The sequence below is a fragment of the Bradyrhizobium sp. Ses1 genome (genome assembly GCF_059512365.1).
In genome coordinates this window covers 1-15,253 of the sequence record NZ_JCAMOQ010000017.1, presented here as the reverse complement: position 1 = coordinate 15,253, position 15,253 = coordinate 1, and the positions used below count along the sequence as shown (strand labels likewise).

The window sequence follows — 15,253 nt, the reverse complement described above, 5'->3', positions numbered from 1 at the left end:
GCGATGAAGATCGTCGACTTGTCTCATCTGATGAATGTGCACACGCCCGGCTGGGTCGGATATGCCGGCAACAAGATGTACTACGCGCAGAATTTGCAGACGATCCACATCGTCGCCCAGCGGATCGATTCCGCGCTCCATGTCGGAACCCACATCGACGGTGCGATGCACGGCACGGATGGGATGGGCGACATGGCATCCTATCCGCTGGATTTCCTCGTCGGACCGGGCGCCGTCGTCGATGTGTCCGAGCACATGGAGGATTGGGCCGTCATCACGCCCGAAATGATCGAGAGCGCGCCGGTTGAGGTCAAGGACGGCGACATCCTTATCATTCACACCGGCTGGCACCGCTATTGGGAAGGCAAGCCGCAGCAGGACCTGGTGAAGTATTTCTGCATGCATCCCGGAGGGAAGCAGGAGCTTCTCGATTGGATGCTGAAGAAGAAGATCAAATGGTTCGGGATCGATTGCGGTTCCGGCGACCACGCGATGAACACCACGATCAGGCGCATGCGGCCCGACCTCGCAAAACAGTTCGAGGCCAAGGTCGGAATGAGCTGCGACGAGTTCTTCGGCAAGAACTCGTACACGCACAAGCGTTCGGGGCGAAAAGTCGTGGAAGACTATTTCCCCTTTCACTCGCAGGCATTTCAGGAAGGACTCATTCACGCCGAGAACGTCGGCGGCGACATCGAGTTGATGCTGAACAAGCGCGCCGTCATCGGCGCGTTTCCATGGCGCTATGAGGGGCTCGAAGCCTGCCCTTGCCGGATCGTGTGCTTCCAGGACGTGGAGGAGAACGTCGAGGCCGTCGGTGACGTGGCGAAGGCGATCTTTGGGCCACGCCAGATTCCATCGGGCATGATGTCGGGCGGCCCGGACGGCCGCTGACCAGTTGCGCGACAAGTGAGGACGCGGGACGCGCTATGGCGGATCCCAGCGTCCGGCGGATGTATCTACTTCGAACGTTTGGCCTGCTGGGCGCGCTTGCGATGCGCGGCCTGTTTCGCCCGGTTGCCGCACGCCGCCATGCTGCACCACCTGCGCGCGCGGCTTCGGGTTCGATCGACGAACAACAGCGTGCAGTCCGGCCCCTCGCACGCCTTCACATAGGTGAAGTCTTCGGTGCAGACGAGGTCGGCCAGCGATCGCGCCAGTGGAAGCAGCAGCGAGTCCGGTGATTGCCAACGCCGCTCTCGGCGCCAGACGAGGCCGGACACCCCGCCATGGTCATGGTGCCGCTTGTTAGGTCGATCGCGCACCACGACCTGGCCGAACTCGTCGTCGCGCGCCAGCATTTGATTGAGCGGTTCGAGTTGGCGCAGGGCATTCTGCCCAATGGGCTTACCCATATGTTTGTAGACAAAGGGCTTGAACCAGTCCCGCACCGCGCGCGCTTGCGCTGCAATGGCGTCCAGCTCGCCGGGAAGGGCGGTCTTGCGAAAACCGTTCAGCACCTCGTCCGGCACCAAACCGGCCTGTTTCAGCCACGCCAGAAGATCTTCTCCCGACGCCAGCCACTCGACCGTGACATCCACCGGGACCGCAATGGAATTCAAGAAGTCCAGTCCCGGGTTATCGGCGATGAAGATGGGTGGCGGGCGCTTGGTTGTCACAGGAGTCCCAGAGAGACCGGCAACTATCGATAGGCCGGCGAGGCGAAATATAGCCGCTGGTAGCTTGTCTGCAATAACCCGCAGAAAACCATTTAGATGCTGTTCGCATCTCGCGCGCCGCGGTGTTGCTGGGAATGAGCTGGTGTCGTTGCGGCAACGACGTCGCCGGAGACCAGGGCAGCTAATCTCTTCAGGCCTCGATGGATGTTGATCTTGACGAGCGGCGCAGACTGGCCTGTGACGTCGGACGCGCGGACAATGCTGAGGCCGTTGAGCTTCACGAGGCGGATCACGATGGCTTGCGCGGGCTTCAGCCGGCCAAGCAAATCGTCCAGCGTGGCGGCACTTACCGCGGTCCCCTCGTGGTCCCCGGTCGATATGTCTTCGTCGAGCGGGAGCGCGGCGAATCGAGACGCGTCACGTATGCGATCGATCCCCTTGTAGCGTGCAATCGCCCTGACCCACGCCCCGAAGGCTCTCGATGGAGCGTAAGTGTGCCGTTTGGCATGGATCGCGAGAAGCGCATCCTGTCTTGCATCATCTGATATAGGATAGGGAAGCCGCCGTGCATAATAACGACGGAGCCAGACGTCTATTTCGCGGAGCAACTGCTCGTAGGCCCGGCTGTCACCATCTTGCGCGGCGACCATCAGGCGGCCCCATCGCTCGGAACGGCTATCCCAATTCGTGGACTGCAATGCGTTCTGCGCGGTTCGCGGCGAACGACCTGCGACGTCGGAGGACAGGAGCTTCTCGGCTGACCTCCGGGCGCTCTGGGTCCAGGTACATGCAGCGCAATCGGTTCCTTTATCGTGGATGCTGTCCATTGGAGAGGCTCCTCTCGACGCAAGCAAGAAGGCGCTGGCAAATTTTCCGTCCGCTGTAACCAAACCCGTTTGTCCAACGAAAGATGGTCACGTGAGACCGGTCTGAATGGGTTGGAACAGCCATATCAAGAAGTGACGTAACCTCCGAGAACGTCACAGACAAGTTACTACGCCTGAGAGCGGGAACTTCATGTGGTCAAATCGGCGCGGTTGGCATCATCCGCGGCCGTTGTCAGGGAGACTCCAGCAGATGATCGACAATACAGACGTCGCACGTCGCACCGTGCTTCGAGCAATTACCGCAGCTTCCGGCACTGCACTATCGTTCACCCTGGCGCAGCGCGCCGCCGCCCAACCCGTCGACGATGCCGCATCGACCGCTTCCGATCCGTTTGAGACGGCGGAAATCGATACCGGCGAGAACACCATTTTCATCAGGCGTTACGGTAAGGGATCCCCGCTGCTGATGGTGCACGGGTTTCCGCGAACCAGCCTGATGTGGCGCTACGTAGCGCCGCAACTGGCGAGCAAGCACACGGTGATCTGCGTCGACCTGCGCGGCTATGGCCGCAGCGGCGTGCCCGCGTCCGCCGAGGATCATTACCCCTATTCAAAGCGGGCAATGGGGAACGAACTTGTCACGGTGATGGACAAGCTTGGCTTCTCGAAATTCGATCTCGTCGGACACGACCGTGGTGGTCGCGTTTCCTATCGCCTCACGCTCGATCATCCGGAACGGGTGCGCCGTCTCGCCGTGTTTGACGTCATCCCGATCTCGGAAGGATGGGCTCGCGCCAATGCAAAGTTCGCCACGACGTACTGGCCCTGGATTCTTCTGTGCCAGAAGGAGCCGCTTCCGGAAAAATATCTCCTGGGTGCGCCCGATGCGGTATTCGACAATCCGTTTGGCCAGGGCTCCTTCGGCCCCGATGTCAGGGCGGCGTACATCGAAACCTATCGCGATCCGGCCCGGGTGCACGCGATCTGCGAGGAGTATCGCGCAGCTGCGTCGCTCGATATCGACCATGACAAGAAGGACAGGGAAGACGCGCGGCGTATCACCTGTCCGATGCTGCATCTCTGGGCTGCCGGCGGACCACTCGATAGTTTCTACGGACAGGATGGCGGCCCATTGGGAATCTGGCGAAGGTGGGCCGACAATGTACAGGGGCAGGCGATGAAAGGCGGCCACTTTTTTCCCGAAGAGAACCCCACGGAGACAACCCAACTCCTTGATGCCTTCCTGTCGGCTTGATGCGTCAAACGCAGTCACGCGGGATTGAGCCGAACGGACTGGAACGGCTACATCGGATGTAGTAACCGTCTAAAACGTCGTTAGACGGTTACTAGGTCTCGACACAAAACAGGAACTCTTCATGACCAAGGTTCATTACCGGGAGGCAGATGTCGACGGCTTCAAGGTATTCTACCGCGAGGCTGGGCCGGCCGATGCGACAGCACTGCTGCTGCTTCACGGATTCCCAAGTTCCGGTCATATGTTTCGCGAATTGATCCCGGCCTTGTCGGATCGCTTTCGCATCATAGCGCCGGACCTGCCCGGCTTCGGCCAATCCGACATGCCGTCTCGCGACAGGTTTTCCTACACATTCGACCGATTGGCCGACGTGATCGAACGCTTCACCGAAGTGATCGGGCTCACCCGTTTCGCGATCTATGTGTTCGATTACGGCGCCCCGACCGGCTTTCGACTGGCTGTTCGCCATCCGGAGCGCATCACGGCAATCATCTCCCAGAACGGCAACGCCTATGAGGAGGGGCTGAGCGAGGGGTGGAATCCGATCCAGGCCTATTGGCGGGATCCTTCGCAGGCCAATCGCAACGCGCTGCGATCCTTCCTCGCCCCTGAGGCGACGATCTGGCAATATACGCACGGCGTGTCCGATATGACCTCTGTGTCCCCGGACGGCTATTCACTCGACAACTTCTATTTGGCCCGCGCCGGCGCCGACGAGGTTCAGCTCGACCTGTTTGGCGACTACAAGAGCAACGTCGCGCTCTATCCGGCCTTCCAGGAGTACTTCCGCAAGCACAAGCCGCCGTTCCTGGCGGTCTGGGGCAAGAACGATCCGTTCTTTCTGCCGCCAGGCGCGGAGGCATTCAAGCGAGACATTCCGGGCGCGCAAGTCCGTTTCTTCGATACCGGTCACTTTGCACTTGAGACTCACTGCGAAGAAATCGCCGCCGTGATCCGGATTTTCTTTCGCGCTTGAAGTGAAATGTGCGGCCCGAACAGTCTGTTTCGAAGGGTGGTCCGATGCGCGCAATCGTTCTCGAGAAATTTGGCGGCCTCGACAGCCTGGTGATCAAGGAGATCCCGGAGCCTGAACCGAAGGCGGGATATGTCGTGATCCAGGTGAAGGCGTTCGGCATCAATCACGCCGAATTGCATATGCGCAGGGGCGAGTGGGCAGAGGCTGCTCCGGTCAGCGGCATCGAGTGCGTCGGCCTCGTCAAATCCTGTCCGGGCGGCGAGTTTCCGATCGGCGCGAAAGTCGCCGCGCTGATGGGCGGGCTCGGCCGCACGATCAATGGCAGCTATGCCGAATATACCCGCGCGCCGGTCTCGAATGTCGCGCTGATCGAATCGGATCTGCCCTGGGGCGAACTCGCCACGATTCCCGAAACCTATGCGACCGCATGGACCTGCCTGTTCCGCAATCTCGAGATCGAGAAGGGGCAATTGCTGATCATTCGCGGCGCGACCTCGTCGTTTGGTCAGGCCGCGCTCAAGATGGCCGTCAATGCCGGAGCCGGTGTGATCGCAACGAGCCGTAACCGCGATCGCTTCGCCATGCTCGAAAAGCTCGGCGCCGAGCGCTGCGAAATAGAGCGCCGTGATTTGTCGAAGGTCATCCCCGAGGCAAAGAAGATCGATGCGGTGCTCGACCTCGTGGGCAATACCGTCATGCTGGATTCTCTCGCCATGCTTCGGCGCGGCGGCCGTTCTTGTCTCGCCGGCTGGCTCGGCGGCCTTGATCCGATCCCCGACTTCAATCCGCTGCTGCAGATGGCCAGCGGCGTCTATCTGACCTTCTTCGGCAGCTTCGTGTTCGGGACCCCGGGCTTTGCGCTCTCGGACGTGCCACTTCAGCAGATTGCCGCCGACGCCGCCGCGGGTCGGCTCGACGTGAAGCCCGCCCGGATCTTCCGTTTCGAGGAGATCCGCGAGGCGCATCGCGTCATGGAGGCCAACGAGGCCAAAGGAAAATTGGTCGTCGTGCACGCGTGAGCCCGCGCGCCAGGCTGCATTGGCGTTGGCGGTGAGCATCACCTACGACCGCTATGAACGCGGCCGACCCCATACACATCGTTGTGAACCAGGGAGTTGTAGGTACCCGTAACGACGGGCGCTGCCCATGCGTACGGGATGTCATGAACTTCAACGCGTCAGTGCAGTCGGTCAAGGAAAGAGGTGATCTACATGAAGATGCCCTTCAACATGAAGACGCCATTCCACGTCGCCGAAAAGGGCGACGGGCCTTACGGCCTGCTGGCTATCCTCCGCTGGGTCATGGTTGTCATCTTCGTGTCGTTCGGCATGCAAAAGTTCACGCCGCAATCGGCGCAGGGCATTGTTCAATTCATCAGCAATAGTCCGTTCATTTCGTGGTTATCGGTGCTGGGTATCCGGGGAGAAGCGTATTTCCTCGGCGTCGCCGAGCTGGGTATTGCCGTGCTTCTTGCGGCAGGCGCGTTCAGCCCGATCTTGTCAGCGGTCAGTTCGCTGTTAGGCATGATTACGTTCGCCATCACCTGGTCATTCTTCTTCACGACGCCCGGTGTCGTTAAATGGAGTTGGTCGACCGACCCGATGGCCTGGAACTTGACCGGCGAGTTCATCTTCAAGGACATCGTCCTGCTTTGCGTCTGTGTCGTGTTGTTCCTCGCCTCGTTGCCGCGATCTTTCATCCGATCACATCGTATGTGAGGGGGGTCCTTCTTGGCCATTGTTGCAGGGTTCTCACTCTCCGTCATTGCGAGCAAAGCGAAGCAATCCATGCTTCCGCAAGTGGCGAAATGGATTGCTTCGCTCCGCTCGCAATGACGAGAGTCGTAGGATGGGTAGAGCGCAGCGAAACCCATCATTCGCGCGGCTTGCTCCATCGCGAGGGGTTTCGCTGCGCTCTACCCATCCTACGGCGCTATCGCGAGGACGTCCCCGCTTGCGCCGTCTCTCTCCCGAGCCGCCGCTGCAGTACTGACCAATACGTCGCCGGCAGGAAGCGTTGCAGCAGATCCATCAAGCGCGCGTCGCTGCCGATCAGGATGCGCGGCCGGTTGTTCTCGACGCCTTGGATGATGCTGCGCGCGGCGGCAGTCGGTGTCGTCCTGGCGGCCGCATCGAACCATTCGATCGCCTGCGCGCGGCGCGCATTGTCGGATACGCCGGCGCCGGTGCGGGAATTACGGACGATGTTGGTCGCGACGCCGCCCGGATGCACCACCGACAGCCGCACCGGGCTGCGTGCGGCGGCAAGCTCATGCCGCAGGCTTTCGGAGAAGCCGCGCACCGCGAATTTCGAGGCGCAATAGGCGGTCTGGCCGGGCGGTGCGACGATGCCGAAGATCGAGGAGACGTTGACGATATGCGCCTCGCGTTGCCGCGCAAGCTGCGGCAGGAAGGCGCGCGTCGCATGCACTGTGCCCCAGAAATTGATGTTGAACAGCCACTCCATCTGCGCCTGGTCGATTTCGTGGAACTGGCCGAGCAGGGTGACCCCGGCATTGTTGATGAGGATGTTGAGGGACGGATGCGCGCTGGTCGCGGCTTCCGCGAAGCTCGCGATTTGATCGGTTTCGCCGACGTCGACGCGATGCACCGTGATTTTCCTCGCGCCTGTTTTCGCAATCTCGGCGGCCACCGCGGCAAGGCCGGCCTCGTCGCGGTCCGCCAGCGCGAGATCGGCGCCGCGTGCGGCAAGCTCGAGTGCAAGCGCCCGGCCGATGCCGCTGGCGGCCCCCGTCACGGCCACCGCACTTGCCGAGATTGTAGTCATGCGATCAGCTCCAGAGATGAGGGGAACCATAGCACAGGGTTCCGCAAGTTTTTTGGATCGGAACTGAACAAGTTCGCGCGGCAGGTTTTAACTTGCATTACTTCAAGAACGGAGCCGCCGATGGAACAGGCAAGAACGCCTCGCGCAAGAGCGCTCATCGTCGAAGACGACCCGATGCAGCGGCAGATGATCGGGCTCTTACTGGAAGAGAGTGATTTCGATGTGATCGAATGCGCCAGCGCCGAGGCCGCGGAGGTGGTTTTGCAGCGCGACGGCGAGGAGCTCGATCTGATGATCTCTGATGTCGAGCTCGCTGGCTACAAGGATGGCGTCGAGCTCGCCCATATCGCCAAGCGCTGCAATCCCGCCCTTGGCGTCATCGTCACCTCGGGCAAGCCGCTGAGGCGGAAGTTGCCGGATGGCGCGAAATTCTGGTCGAAGCCCTGGGCGCCGCTGGATGTGATCCGCGAGGCGGAGCGGATGGTGCTGGCGCGGGATGGCAGGCACTAGATGTGATCCCACGCGCTTTGCGGAGCGCCGATCGGTGGGCGCAAAATCAAACGGCGGGCCGCAAGCCCGCCGGTTTGACCAACCCCGGTTGAGCGCCCGGGCAGGGCGAGCGCGCGCCGCCGCCCGGGCTGAAACAGTTACTTCTTGGCCTTCTTCTTCTTGGTGGCCTTCTTCGCCTTTTTCGCCTTCTTCGCTTTCTTAGCCATAGTATCCTCTCAGGGTTAAATGGATTGAAACGCGACGCTGAGGCATGCTTGGCGGAGGGCCAACCTCGCAACATCCTCGGTTGGCAAGCTCAGCAGATTCGCGGCGTGCTGCCGCGGGCTGTCACCTCACTGTCATCGTGTTATCCACAACTGTTACGCAGTTTGACACGGTTTTTCGCCGCACTGCCACGCTCCACCGCGCGCGCCACACGCTCCCGGCGGCATCGGTGGTCAAGCTGGTAAGGTTAATACTGCGGAAATTCGATCTTTATTGTTTCAAAACCACAGCACCGAATAGGCGATCAAATTGAGATTCCGTTAAGCCAGACGACGGCATGTTGCCGGTCGCGAGAGAGCCGTCACGAGCGGCCCGTTCACCTGTGGGAAGGGGCAGGATGCACATCCTGGATTTGCGGTGCTGAGCGTTCCGACGCTGTGGACGGTATCCGTCACCAACTTTTTCGCGCTTGGCCTGGTCTGGGTCTACGTCTCGCGCTGCTATCCCAAGTTCGAAGCAGCGCGGTTCTGGACGGCGGCTGCGTTTACGGCAATCGCGGGTGCCGCAGCTTCGATGCTGCGCGGCGTGGTCGACTTCAGCCTGCTGCTGATCGGCTGCAATGCGCTTCTGACCTTCGCCTGCTGGTTCGTGGTCATGGGCGTCCAGCGGTTCTACAACCTGCCGATCTCCTGGCGCATGCCTGTGCTCGGTGTCGGCCTGACCTGCATCGGCCTCGCCTATTTCCAGTTCGTGTAGGACGACATGCCGATGCGGATCGCGATCTATTCCCTCGGACAGATCATCCCGGCGGCGGTGACGTTGCATTTGCTGATCATGCGGCGCGACGACCAGAATCCCGGCGCCCGCCTTGCCGCCATCTGCTGCGCTCTTCTCATTATCGCCTATGGCGTTCGCTCGGTCCTGGCGCTGATGCGGGTCGGCGGCGATCTCTCGATCGTCGATTTCAACGGGATTCAGGCTGCGCTGATCCTGATCGTGATATTCCTGTCGATGGCCTGGAACTTCGGCCTCCTGTTGATGGCGATCGACCGGCTGCGCAACGAGGTCGCCGATCTCGCGCTGCTCGATGACCTCACCGGGGTCGGCAATCGCAGGCATTTCGTGCAGCGGCTGACCGAGGAATGCGCCCGCTCGGTGCGCAGCGGCGAGCCGTTCGCGCTGCTCGTGATCGACCTCGACGGCTTCAAGCGTATCAACGATACCCATGGCCATGCCGCCGGCGACGCCTGCCTGCAGCATTTCGCGCTGATGGCGCAGACCCGGTTGCGCCCGGGCGACATGCTGGCGCGCAGCGGCGGCGACGAGTTCTGCATCGTGCTGCCGTCCTCCACGCTGGCCGAGGGGGCGATGATCGCCCGCCGCGTGCTTGAGGTGTGCCGGGCTGATGCGGCCGAATGCTCGGGCCAGGAGATCCCGATCGCGGTGTCGATCGGGGTTGCGCAATGGACCAGGGAGATCGGCGCCTATCCGGACCGGCTGATCGCCGCCGCCGACCGGGCACTCTATGAAGCCAAGAAGCGTGGCCGCGACGGCTACGCGATTTCCGAGCCGGCTCCGCCGATAGTGCCTGACATCGCCGACATGCCTGACATCGTGCCGCGCAAAACGGCGTGAAGCCGCCTCACGGGGGCCGATGCATGAACCCTCGCCTGCTTGCGGCGGCGCTCTGCATCGCCGCGCTCGTCACGCCGGCCGTCGCGCAGACGCCTGACCTTGCGGCGATCGCGCGATCCTCGGGCACACCCGAAATCCCCGGTCTGAAGATGGTGTGGCTGGCGCCCTGGGGCGACGTCGCAAGATCCCATCGCTGGCGCAACATCATCGTGCACCAGACCGAGGGCCCGGCAGGCTCGGCCCGCGGCGGCGCACAGGCGCAGTCGAAGAAGCCGAGCCGGCGCGGCGTGATGGTGTGGGTCGAGACCGACGGCACGGTCTATTGGGCGGTCGACGAGAAGCTGGTGACGACCCATGGCGACGGCGCCAACCGCAACGACAACAAATATATCGACAACGGCCCGACCTATCGCCAGGTCGTCGCCGGCAATTCGATCGGCGTCGAATTCGCCGGCAACTATCCCGACGTGACGCGTCCGCCTACCGAGGCGCAAGTCGCGGCGTGGCGGATCCTGGTGAAGGTGCTGCGCAGCCGCTACAACATCCCGCTCGAGCGCGTCTACGCCCACAACTGGATCGACTTCAAGGACGCCCGCTATTGCGAGGGCTGCGCCCTGGCGAAGATGGCGCAGGAGTGGGGCGAGTAAAAAAAGAGCCGGCGTTGCCGCCGGCTTTGACCGAGTGATTTGTTCTGGTCGTGCTGTCAGTGCGCGGCTTCGAGCGCCGCTTCCTGCTTGGCGATCGTGCCCTTGACGGCCGATTGCACCTTCTCGAAAGCGCGGACCTCGATCTGCCGCACGCGTTCGCGCGAGACGCCGAATTCGGCGGCGAGGTCTTCCAGCGTCATCGGCTCGTCCGCGAGGCGCCGCGCCTCGAAGATGCGGCGTTCGCGCGGGTTGAGCACGCTGATGGCGCCGGTCAAAGCCTGGCGGCGATGATCGAACTCTTCGCTCTCCGCCATCAGGGCTTCCGCGTTCGGCGCGGTGTCGACCAGCCAGTCCTGCCATTCGCCTGCTTCGCCGTCGTCGCGGATCGGCGCGTTGAGCGACGCGTCCCCGCCGAGACGGCGGTTCATGTCGATCACGTCCTGATCCGTCACGCCGAGGCGGCTCGCAATCAGCTTCACCTGGTCGGGGTGGAGGTCACCCTCGTCCAGTGCGGAGATCTTGCTCTTCGCCTTGCGCAGGTTGAAGAACAGCTTCTTCTGGTTCGCGGTCGTGCCCATTTTCACGAGCGACCATGAACGCAGGATGTACTCTTGAATCGACGCCTTGATCCACCACATGGCGTAGGTGGCGAGACGGAAGCCCTTCTCGGGCTCGAACCGCTTCACCGCCTGCATCAGGCCGACATTGCCTTCCGATACGACTTCGGATATCGGCAAGCCGTAGCCGCGATAGCCCATGGCGATCTTGGCCACGAGCCTGAGGTGGCTGGTGACGAGTTTATGTGCCGCGTCGCGATCGTCGTGCTCGCGCCAACGTTTGGCGAGCATATATTCCTCCTGCGGCTCCAGCATCGGGAACCGACGGATCTCGGCGAGGTATCTGGAAAGACCGGATTCTCCATTGAGAACCGGCAAGGTAGCTGTACGGGCCATACTTGCGCCCTCCAGTGGTTCAGGCCCCCGATAGCGGCGGGCCCGGCAGGCGGCCGCTGTGTTAAAGCCGACCGGCTTGCGATGTTCCGCGTTGGATATTCAACGCAGGTGCAACAATACACCCAATGGCCCCTGATAGGGAAGGATTGCTGACGTCACGTCCCCGTGTGGCTGGTATAACCTGTTGTCATATCAATGCTTTTTCAAGGGGTGCGTCATAGCGCCACCTCCAAGGCTGCCTTTCAGGAGAAGCAAATCCTCCGGCAGAGGCGCCTCCCAATGCAAAATTTCCCCGGTCCTGGGATGCTCGATGGTAAGGAGGTACGCGTGGAGCGCTTGGCGGCCGAGGGCGGCCAGCGCTGCCTGCGCCTCGGGCCCCAGTTGGCTGGCCTTGGTCTTGAAATGCGGGCCGTAGACCGAATCGCCCAGCAGAGGATGGCCGATATGGGCGAGGTGCACCCGGATCTGATGGGTCCGTCCGGTCTCGAGCCGGCAGGCCAGCAGGGAGGCGACCGGCTTCCCGTCCCGGCCCTGAAACGCCTCCTGCAGCTCCCAATGGGTGATCGCCTCGCGACCGCTTTCGCGCACCGCCATCTTCTCGCGCGCGTGCGGATGACGGTCGATCGGCGCGTCGATGGTGCCGCGCTGGCGGTTCGGCACACCCCAGATGAAGGCCATATAGCCGCGCTCCATCTCCCCGGTGCGGCCATGGTCGGCAAATTGCGCGGTCAGCGACTGGTGGGCCTGGTCGTTCTTGGCGACCACCATGAGGCCGGTGGTATCCTTGTCCAGCCGGTGGACGATCCCCGGACGCCGCACGCCGCCGATGCCGGAAAGGCTGGCGCCGCAATGGGCGATCAGGGCATTGACCAGCGTGCCGCTCTCATGACCGGCGGCGGGATGCACCACAAGGCCGGCCGGCTTGTCGATGACGATCAGGTCGTCGTCCTCATAGATGATGTCGAGCGCGATATCCTCGCCCTTCGGCTCCGGCGGCACCGCCTCCGGAACCTCGACTATAACCGTATCGCCTGCGGCGACGTGAAAAGCAGGATCGCGGACGGGCGCGTCCTTCACCGTGACGGAACCGGCGAGGATCAGCGCCTTCAGCCGCGACCGCGACAATTCCGGCAGGCGCGCGGCGAGGACACGGTCGAGCCGGGGCGAGCCCTCATCGCCCTGAACGACGACCGCCAACCGTTGGCCGCCAGAGGGGACGTCAGGGCATGGGGCGCCCTGTTCTTCTTCGTTCACGCTTACTTTCTTCGGCAAAACCGGTTTCCACTTCCGCAGATCATGTTTAAAGAGCCGCCCATGACCGACGCAACGATCCCTGAACCGACCCAAGAGCAGGCCGCCCTGATCGCGCGGGTGCGGCGGATGATGCTGATCGCGGGCCTGACCTCGGCGCTGGCAGTGGCCGTGGTCCTCATCGCCGTCGGGTATCGCTTTTACCGCGGGGAGGGAAGCCCTGCCGCCACGAGCGACATCACGGCGGCGCTGCCGAAGGGCGCCCGCATCGTCTCCACCGGCATCGCCGGCGACCGCCTGGTGGTGACCCTCGATATAGGCGGAGCGACCGAAATCCGCACCTTCGACGCAAAAACGCTGAAACCCGCAGGAAAACTGCGCTTCGTCAGCGAACCCTGAGCCAAGCTCGCTTGCAGTTTTCGGTTTTCGAGGCTATTGCCTGAGACCGCAACGCTCCCTTCGTCTAGCGGTTAGGACGCGGCCCTCTCAAGGCTGAAACAGGGGTTCGATTCCCCTAGGGAGCGCCAGCGATTTCAATGTCTTACTGACGCTCGCCCCAAATCGTCAAATATCCGTCGAATAAACACTCGCGAATTTCACGCGTCATCGTCACGCATGAAAAACGCCCGGTGATCGGCCGGGCGCTTGTTAACGAGAGTTGTTCACGTCGCGATCTCAGCAGCGCTGTCGCCCGTCTCGGCAGCATCTGCCAGCGCATCAGCGAGCGCGCGGGCGGCAGCGAGAACTGTTGCTGTCCTGGCGCTCCTCATGTCCTCCAGCGCGGTGAGGACTTTGGACGCTTCGAATTCGAGATGGACTAGGCTCATTGCAGTGATCTCCTTCAGCCGAACCATTCGGCCATGGAGAGAGTGGCGGCACCGTCCCGTTGCGTCTGCGGGCAAGATCGCAACATCCGTTGCGATGTTCGCAACGCGCGATACAGTCAAGTCGCGGCCGGGGCTTGGGGAATGGTGGCATTTATGCCGCTACTGTGGATTATACGATGCACCCCCCTTGCGAACGACCTGGCCACCTACGATCCTATCAACACGCACGTTGGCGATGACCTGCTTCGCGTGGCTGCACGTTTCGAAACGTTACGTAACGTTACCTGCACGCCTTAGGGGTATCTATTGTTACGCAATGGGTCTCTCTCGGTTGGCGATTCCAAAACTGGCATCGCGGGTAGTCGACGGGCGGAATACGGAGTTGTTCGATGACGAAGAAATTCGCACGTCGGGCGCGCCTTATTCAGGTGACCTTGCAGGTCTTGACTGCCGTTCTACGGTTGGCCAAGGCTGTGCTTGAGATCCTGGATAAGGTCGCCAACTGCGATGCTCGAAAACTTCAAAGAACGCTATACGTCTCGCGGTAAATACATCTTCGTCCCGAACGCGGAATGCGATCGACGGGCGGATACACTCCTCAAATTTGCCGCCGAAATCGAGCTGCCGTACTATTTCTTCCACTACCGCAGCGGCGGACATGTGGCGGCGCTCCACGAGCATCGGACAAATCGATATTTCTTCCGCGTCGACCTCAAGAACTTCTTCTATTCGATCTCTCGAAACAGGGTGGCGCACATGCTGCGTCAATTGGGTTTTCACTCGGCGCGCGAATATGCGGCGTGGTCGACCGTACGCAATCCGTACGAGGGCGGGCCGAAATACGTTCTGCCGATCGGGTTCAAGCAGTCGCCGCTCCTAGCTAGTCTGGCGCTGTGGCGGTCGGCAATTGCCTCGTCGATCGAGGAGGCGATGGACCGGGGTGTCATGGTCTCGGTTTACTTTGACGACCTGATCGGCTCCGCGCCGGACGAGCATGAGTTGCGCATCACCTATCACGGTATTCTCGAAGCCTGCACCCAAGCAAATCTGGCTGCAAATCCGACGAAGCTGATCGAGCCAGCGGAAGCAATTATCGCGTTCAATTGCCACCTGACCCACGGGCAAACCAGCGTCACCGATGAGCGGATGCAAAAGTTCGTGGATGAGGCCCGCGGTCCCGACCCGGAAGCCTCATTCATCGCATATTGTGCTCGGGTGCAGCGGAACAACCGATTGGTCGGGCCTAGTTGAATCCAAATCCGCCGGCGGCGGAACGCGCCGACGATGGAGCCCCATCGTTTCCGAGAGGGCTCCTTCCATCGATCAGAACAACCGCGAGAGCAGAGCGATCATTGAGGCCAGATGCAAGTTGCATCCAATACCAAGACGAAAGGTCTTCCCACTCGATTGGCTGGCTTCGAGAGTGAGTAACACCGTCATGGTGTCCTCCTTCTCTTGCGCGGGGTCCTAACTTAGCCGACATCGCGCGTTGAGCCAGCAGTGGCGGGGATTTTTGGGAGTTTAAATAGCCACCCGGTGTCCCCTACACGCTTCGGCTATCTCGGTGTCGGTGCACAACATAACGTCCGTTCCAGTTGCCGCAAGATGTAGGCAGAAGGTTCTTTCCGGTTGACGTCCGCCGACTCAGCGTCGCGCAATATGCACGGGAAAAGATGAGGATGCTTTAGGCTGTGTGGACTCTTGGGATTCTCAAATCAGACGGAACGTGATTCAAGGCTTTCTTTTAGGAGGAAGCCTTGGG

15 protein-coding genes, 1 tRNA gene and 1 pseudogene are annotated in these 15,253 nt (G+C 61.6%); 11 read left to right on the top strand and 6 right to left on the bottom strand.

Annotated features, from left to right (window positions below; genetic code table 11):
- Positions 1-3: 3 nt before the first annotated feature.
- Entirely contained in the window at positions 4-894 is an 891-nt protein-coding gene (locus tag AC5ZG5_RS20365) for a cyclase family protein (RefSeq protein WP_051396421.1), read from the top strand.
- 65 nt (positions 895-959) lie between these two features.
- Here AC5ZG5_RS20365 and AC5ZG5_RS20360 read toward each other — a convergent pair whose 3' ends face one another.
- Complete coding sequence (locus AC5ZG5_RS20360; RefSeq protein WP_456643815.1) at positions 960-1,619, bottom strand: CGNR zinc finger domain-containing protein; 660 nt, start codon at positions 1,617-1,619, stop codon at positions 960-962.
- A gap of 92 nt (positions 1,620-1,711) precedes the next feature.
- The gene (locus tag AC5ZG5_RS20355) at positions 1,712-2,269 is read right to left on the bottom strand and encodes a sigma factor-like helix-turn-helix DNA-binding protein (RefSeq protein ID WP_456643816.1); all 558 of its coding nucleotides are present in this window, start codon (positions 2,267-2,269) and stop codon (positions 1,712-1,714) included.
- Positions 2,270-2,696: 427 nt separating this feature from the next.
- On the opposite strand from AC5ZG5_RS20355, the gene AC5ZG5_RS20350 reads away from it, so the two are divergent.
- The 4 genes from AC5ZG5_RS20350 (at position 2,697) to AC5ZG5_RS20335 (ending at position 6,395) form a co-directional block, all read left to right on the top strand.
- On the top strand, positions 2,697-3,701 hold the full coding sequence (locus tag AC5ZG5_RS20350; protein WP_456643817.1) for an alpha/beta fold hydrolase: 1,005 nt from the start codon (positions 2,697-2,699) through the stop codon (positions 3,699-3,701).
- A 121-nt stretch (positions 3,702-3,822) separates the two neighbouring features.
- Complete coding sequence (locus tag AC5ZG5_RS20345) at positions 3,823-4,677, top strand: alpha/beta fold hydrolase (protein ID WP_456643818.1); 855 nt, start codon at positions 3,823-3,825, stop codon at positions 4,675-4,677.
- 44 nt (positions 4,678-4,721) lie between these two features.
- Positions 4,722-5,696, top strand: a complete 975-nt coding sequence (locus AC5ZG5_RS20340; RefSeq protein WP_456643819.1) for a zinc-binding alcohol dehydrogenase family protein — start codon at positions 4,722-4,724, stop codon at positions 5,694-5,696.
- A 192-nt stretch (positions 5,697-5,888) separates the two neighbouring features.
- Positions 5,889-6,395, top strand: coding sequence for a YkgB family protein (locus AC5ZG5_RS20335; RefSeq protein WP_456643820.1), 507 nt, complete (start codon positions 5,889-5,891; stop codon positions 6,393-6,395).
- Positions 6,396-6,609: 214 nt separating this feature from the next.
- Here the strand turns inward: AC5ZG5_RS20335 and AC5ZG5_RS20330 are convergent, their stop codons facing one another.
- Complete coding sequence (locus AC5ZG5_RS20330; RefSeq protein WP_456643821.1) at positions 6,610-7,464, bottom strand: SDR family NAD(P)-dependent oxidoreductase; 855 nt, start codon at positions 7,462-7,464, stop codon at positions 6,610-6,612.
- Positions 7,465-7,584: 120 nt separating this feature from the next.
- Between AC5ZG5_RS20330 and AC5ZG5_RS20325 the strand changes: the two genes are divergently transcribed.
- The 3 genes and pseudogenes from AC5ZG5_RS20325 (at position 7,585) to AC5ZG5_RS20315 (ending at position 10,460) form a co-directional block, all read left to right on the top strand.
- Entirely contained in the window at positions 7,585-7,974 is a 390-nt protein-coding gene (locus AC5ZG5_RS20325; RefSeq protein ID WP_456643822.1) for a response regulator, read from the top strand.
- A 621-nt stretch (positions 7,975-8,595) separates the two neighbouring features.
- Positions 8,596-9,813, top strand: a pseudogene (locus AC5ZG5_RS20320) (GGDEF domain-containing protein).
- 23 nt (positions 9,814-9,836) lie between these two features.
- Entirely contained in the window at positions 9,837-10,460 is a 624-nt protein-coding gene (locus AC5ZG5_RS20315) for a peptidoglycan recognition protein family protein (RefSeq protein ID WP_456643823.1), read from the top strand.
- Positions 10,461-10,516: 56 nt separating this feature from the next.
- Here AC5ZG5_RS20315 and rpoH read toward each other — a convergent pair whose 3' ends face one another.
- Together rpoH and AC5ZG5_RS20305 are read right to left on the bottom strand one after the other, a co-directional pair.
- Positions 10,517-11,413: an RNA polymerase sigma factor RpoH gene (rpoH, locus tag AC5ZG5_RS20310; RefSeq protein ID WP_028161616.1), complete on the bottom strand. Its 897-nt coding sequence runs from the start codon at positions 11,411-11,413 to the stop codon at positions 10,517-10,519.
- 192 nt (positions 11,414-11,605) lie between these two features.
- Positions 11,606-12,610 carry an RluA family pseudouridine synthase gene (locus AC5ZG5_RS20305; RefSeq protein WP_456643824.1) on the bottom strand — a complete coding sequence of 335 codons (1,005 nt, stop codon included), beginning with the start codon at positions 12,608-12,610 and terminating at the stop codon, positions 11,606-11,608.
- Between the two features lie 117 nt (positions 12,611-12,727).
- On the opposite strand from AC5ZG5_RS20305, the gene AC5ZG5_RS20300 reads away from it, so the two are divergent.
- Positions 12,728-13,063 (top strand): hypothetical protein, encoded by a 336-nt coding sequence (locus tag AC5ZG5_RS20300; RefSeq protein ID WP_456643825.1) that lies wholly within the window; start codon positions 12,728-12,730, stop codon positions 13,061-13,063.
- A 53-nt stretch (positions 13,064-13,116) separates the two neighbouring features.
- Positions 13,117-13,191, top strand: a tRNA-Glu gene (locus tag AC5ZG5_RS20295).
- Between the two features lie 135 nt (positions 13,192-13,326).
- Here AC5ZG5_RS20295 and AC5ZG5_RS20290 read toward each other — a convergent pair.
- Positions 13,327-13,491 (bottom strand): hypothetical protein, encoded by a 165-nt coding sequence (locus AC5ZG5_RS20290; protein WP_456643826.1) that lies wholly within the window; start codon positions 13,489-13,491, stop codon positions 13,327-13,329.
- Between the two features lie 507 nt (positions 13,492-13,998).
- Here AC5ZG5_RS20290 and AC5ZG5_RS20285 point away from each other — a divergent pair.
- Positions 13,999-14,742 carry a reverse transcriptase domain-containing protein gene (locus tag AC5ZG5_RS20285; RefSeq protein ID WP_456643827.1) on the top strand — a complete coding sequence of 248 codons (744 nt, stop codon included), beginning with the start codon at positions 13,999-14,001 and terminating at the stop codon, positions 14,740-14,742.
- The last annotated feature ends 511 nt before the right edge of the window (positions 14,743-15,253 follow it).

What these genes read in the sequence shown, in the direction of transcription:
- AC5ZG5_RS20365 (WP_051396421.1), top strand. Translation starts at nt 4, where the DNA reads ATGAAGATCGTCGACTTGTCTCATCTGATGAATGTGCACACGCCCGGC.
- AC5ZG5_RS20355 (WP_456643816.1), bottom strand. Translation starts at nt 2,269, where the DNA reads ATGGTCGCCGCGCAAGATGGTGACAGCCGGGCCTACGAGCAGTTGCTC.
- AC5ZG5_RS20350 (WP_456643817.1), top strand. Translation starts at nt 2,697, where the DNA reads ATGATCGACAATACAGACGTCGCACGTCGCACCGTGCTTCGAGCAATT.
- AC5ZG5_RS20345 (WP_456643818.1), top strand. Translation starts at nt 3,823, where the DNA reads ATGACCAAGGTTCATTACCGGGAGGCAGATGTCGACGGCTTCAAGGTA.
- AC5ZG5_RS20340 (WP_456643819.1), top strand. Translation starts at nt 4,722, where the DNA reads ATGCGCGCAATCGTTCTCGAGAAATTTGGCGGCCTCGACAGCCTGGTG.
- AC5ZG5_RS20335 (WP_456643820.1), top strand. Translation starts at nt 5,889, where the DNA reads ATGAAGATGCCCTTCAACATGAAGACGCCATTCCACGTCGCCGAAAAG.
- AC5ZG5_RS20330 (WP_456643821.1), bottom strand. Translation starts at nt 7,464, where the DNA reads ATGACTACAATCTCGGCAAGTGCGGTGGCCGTGACGGGGGCCGCCAGC.
- AC5ZG5_RS20325 (WP_456643822.1), top strand. Translation starts at nt 7,585, where the DNA reads ATGGAACAGGCAAGAACGCCTCGCGCAAGAGCGCTCATCGTCGAAGAC.
- AC5ZG5_RS20315 (WP_456643823.1), top strand. Translation starts at nt 9,837, where the DNA reads ATGAACCCTCGCCTGCTTGCGGCGGCGCTCTGCATCGCCGCGCTCGTC.
- rpoH (WP_028161616.1), bottom strand. Translation starts at nt 11,413, where the DNA reads ATGGCCCGTACAGCTACCTTGCCGGTTCTCAATGGAGAATCCGGTCTT.
- AC5ZG5_RS20300 (WP_456643825.1), top strand. Translation starts at nt 12,728, where the DNA reads ATGACCGACGCAACGATCCCTGAACCGACCCAAGAGCAGGCCGCCCTG.
- AC5ZG5_RS20290 (WP_456643826.1), bottom strand. Translation starts at nt 13,491, where the DNA reads ATGAGCCTAGTCCATCTCGAATTCGAAGCGTCCAAAGTCCTCACCGCG.
- AC5ZG5_RS20285 (WP_456643827.1), top strand. Translation starts at nt 13,999, where the DNA reads ATGCTCGAAAACTTCAAAGAACGCTATACGTCTCGCGGTAAATACATC.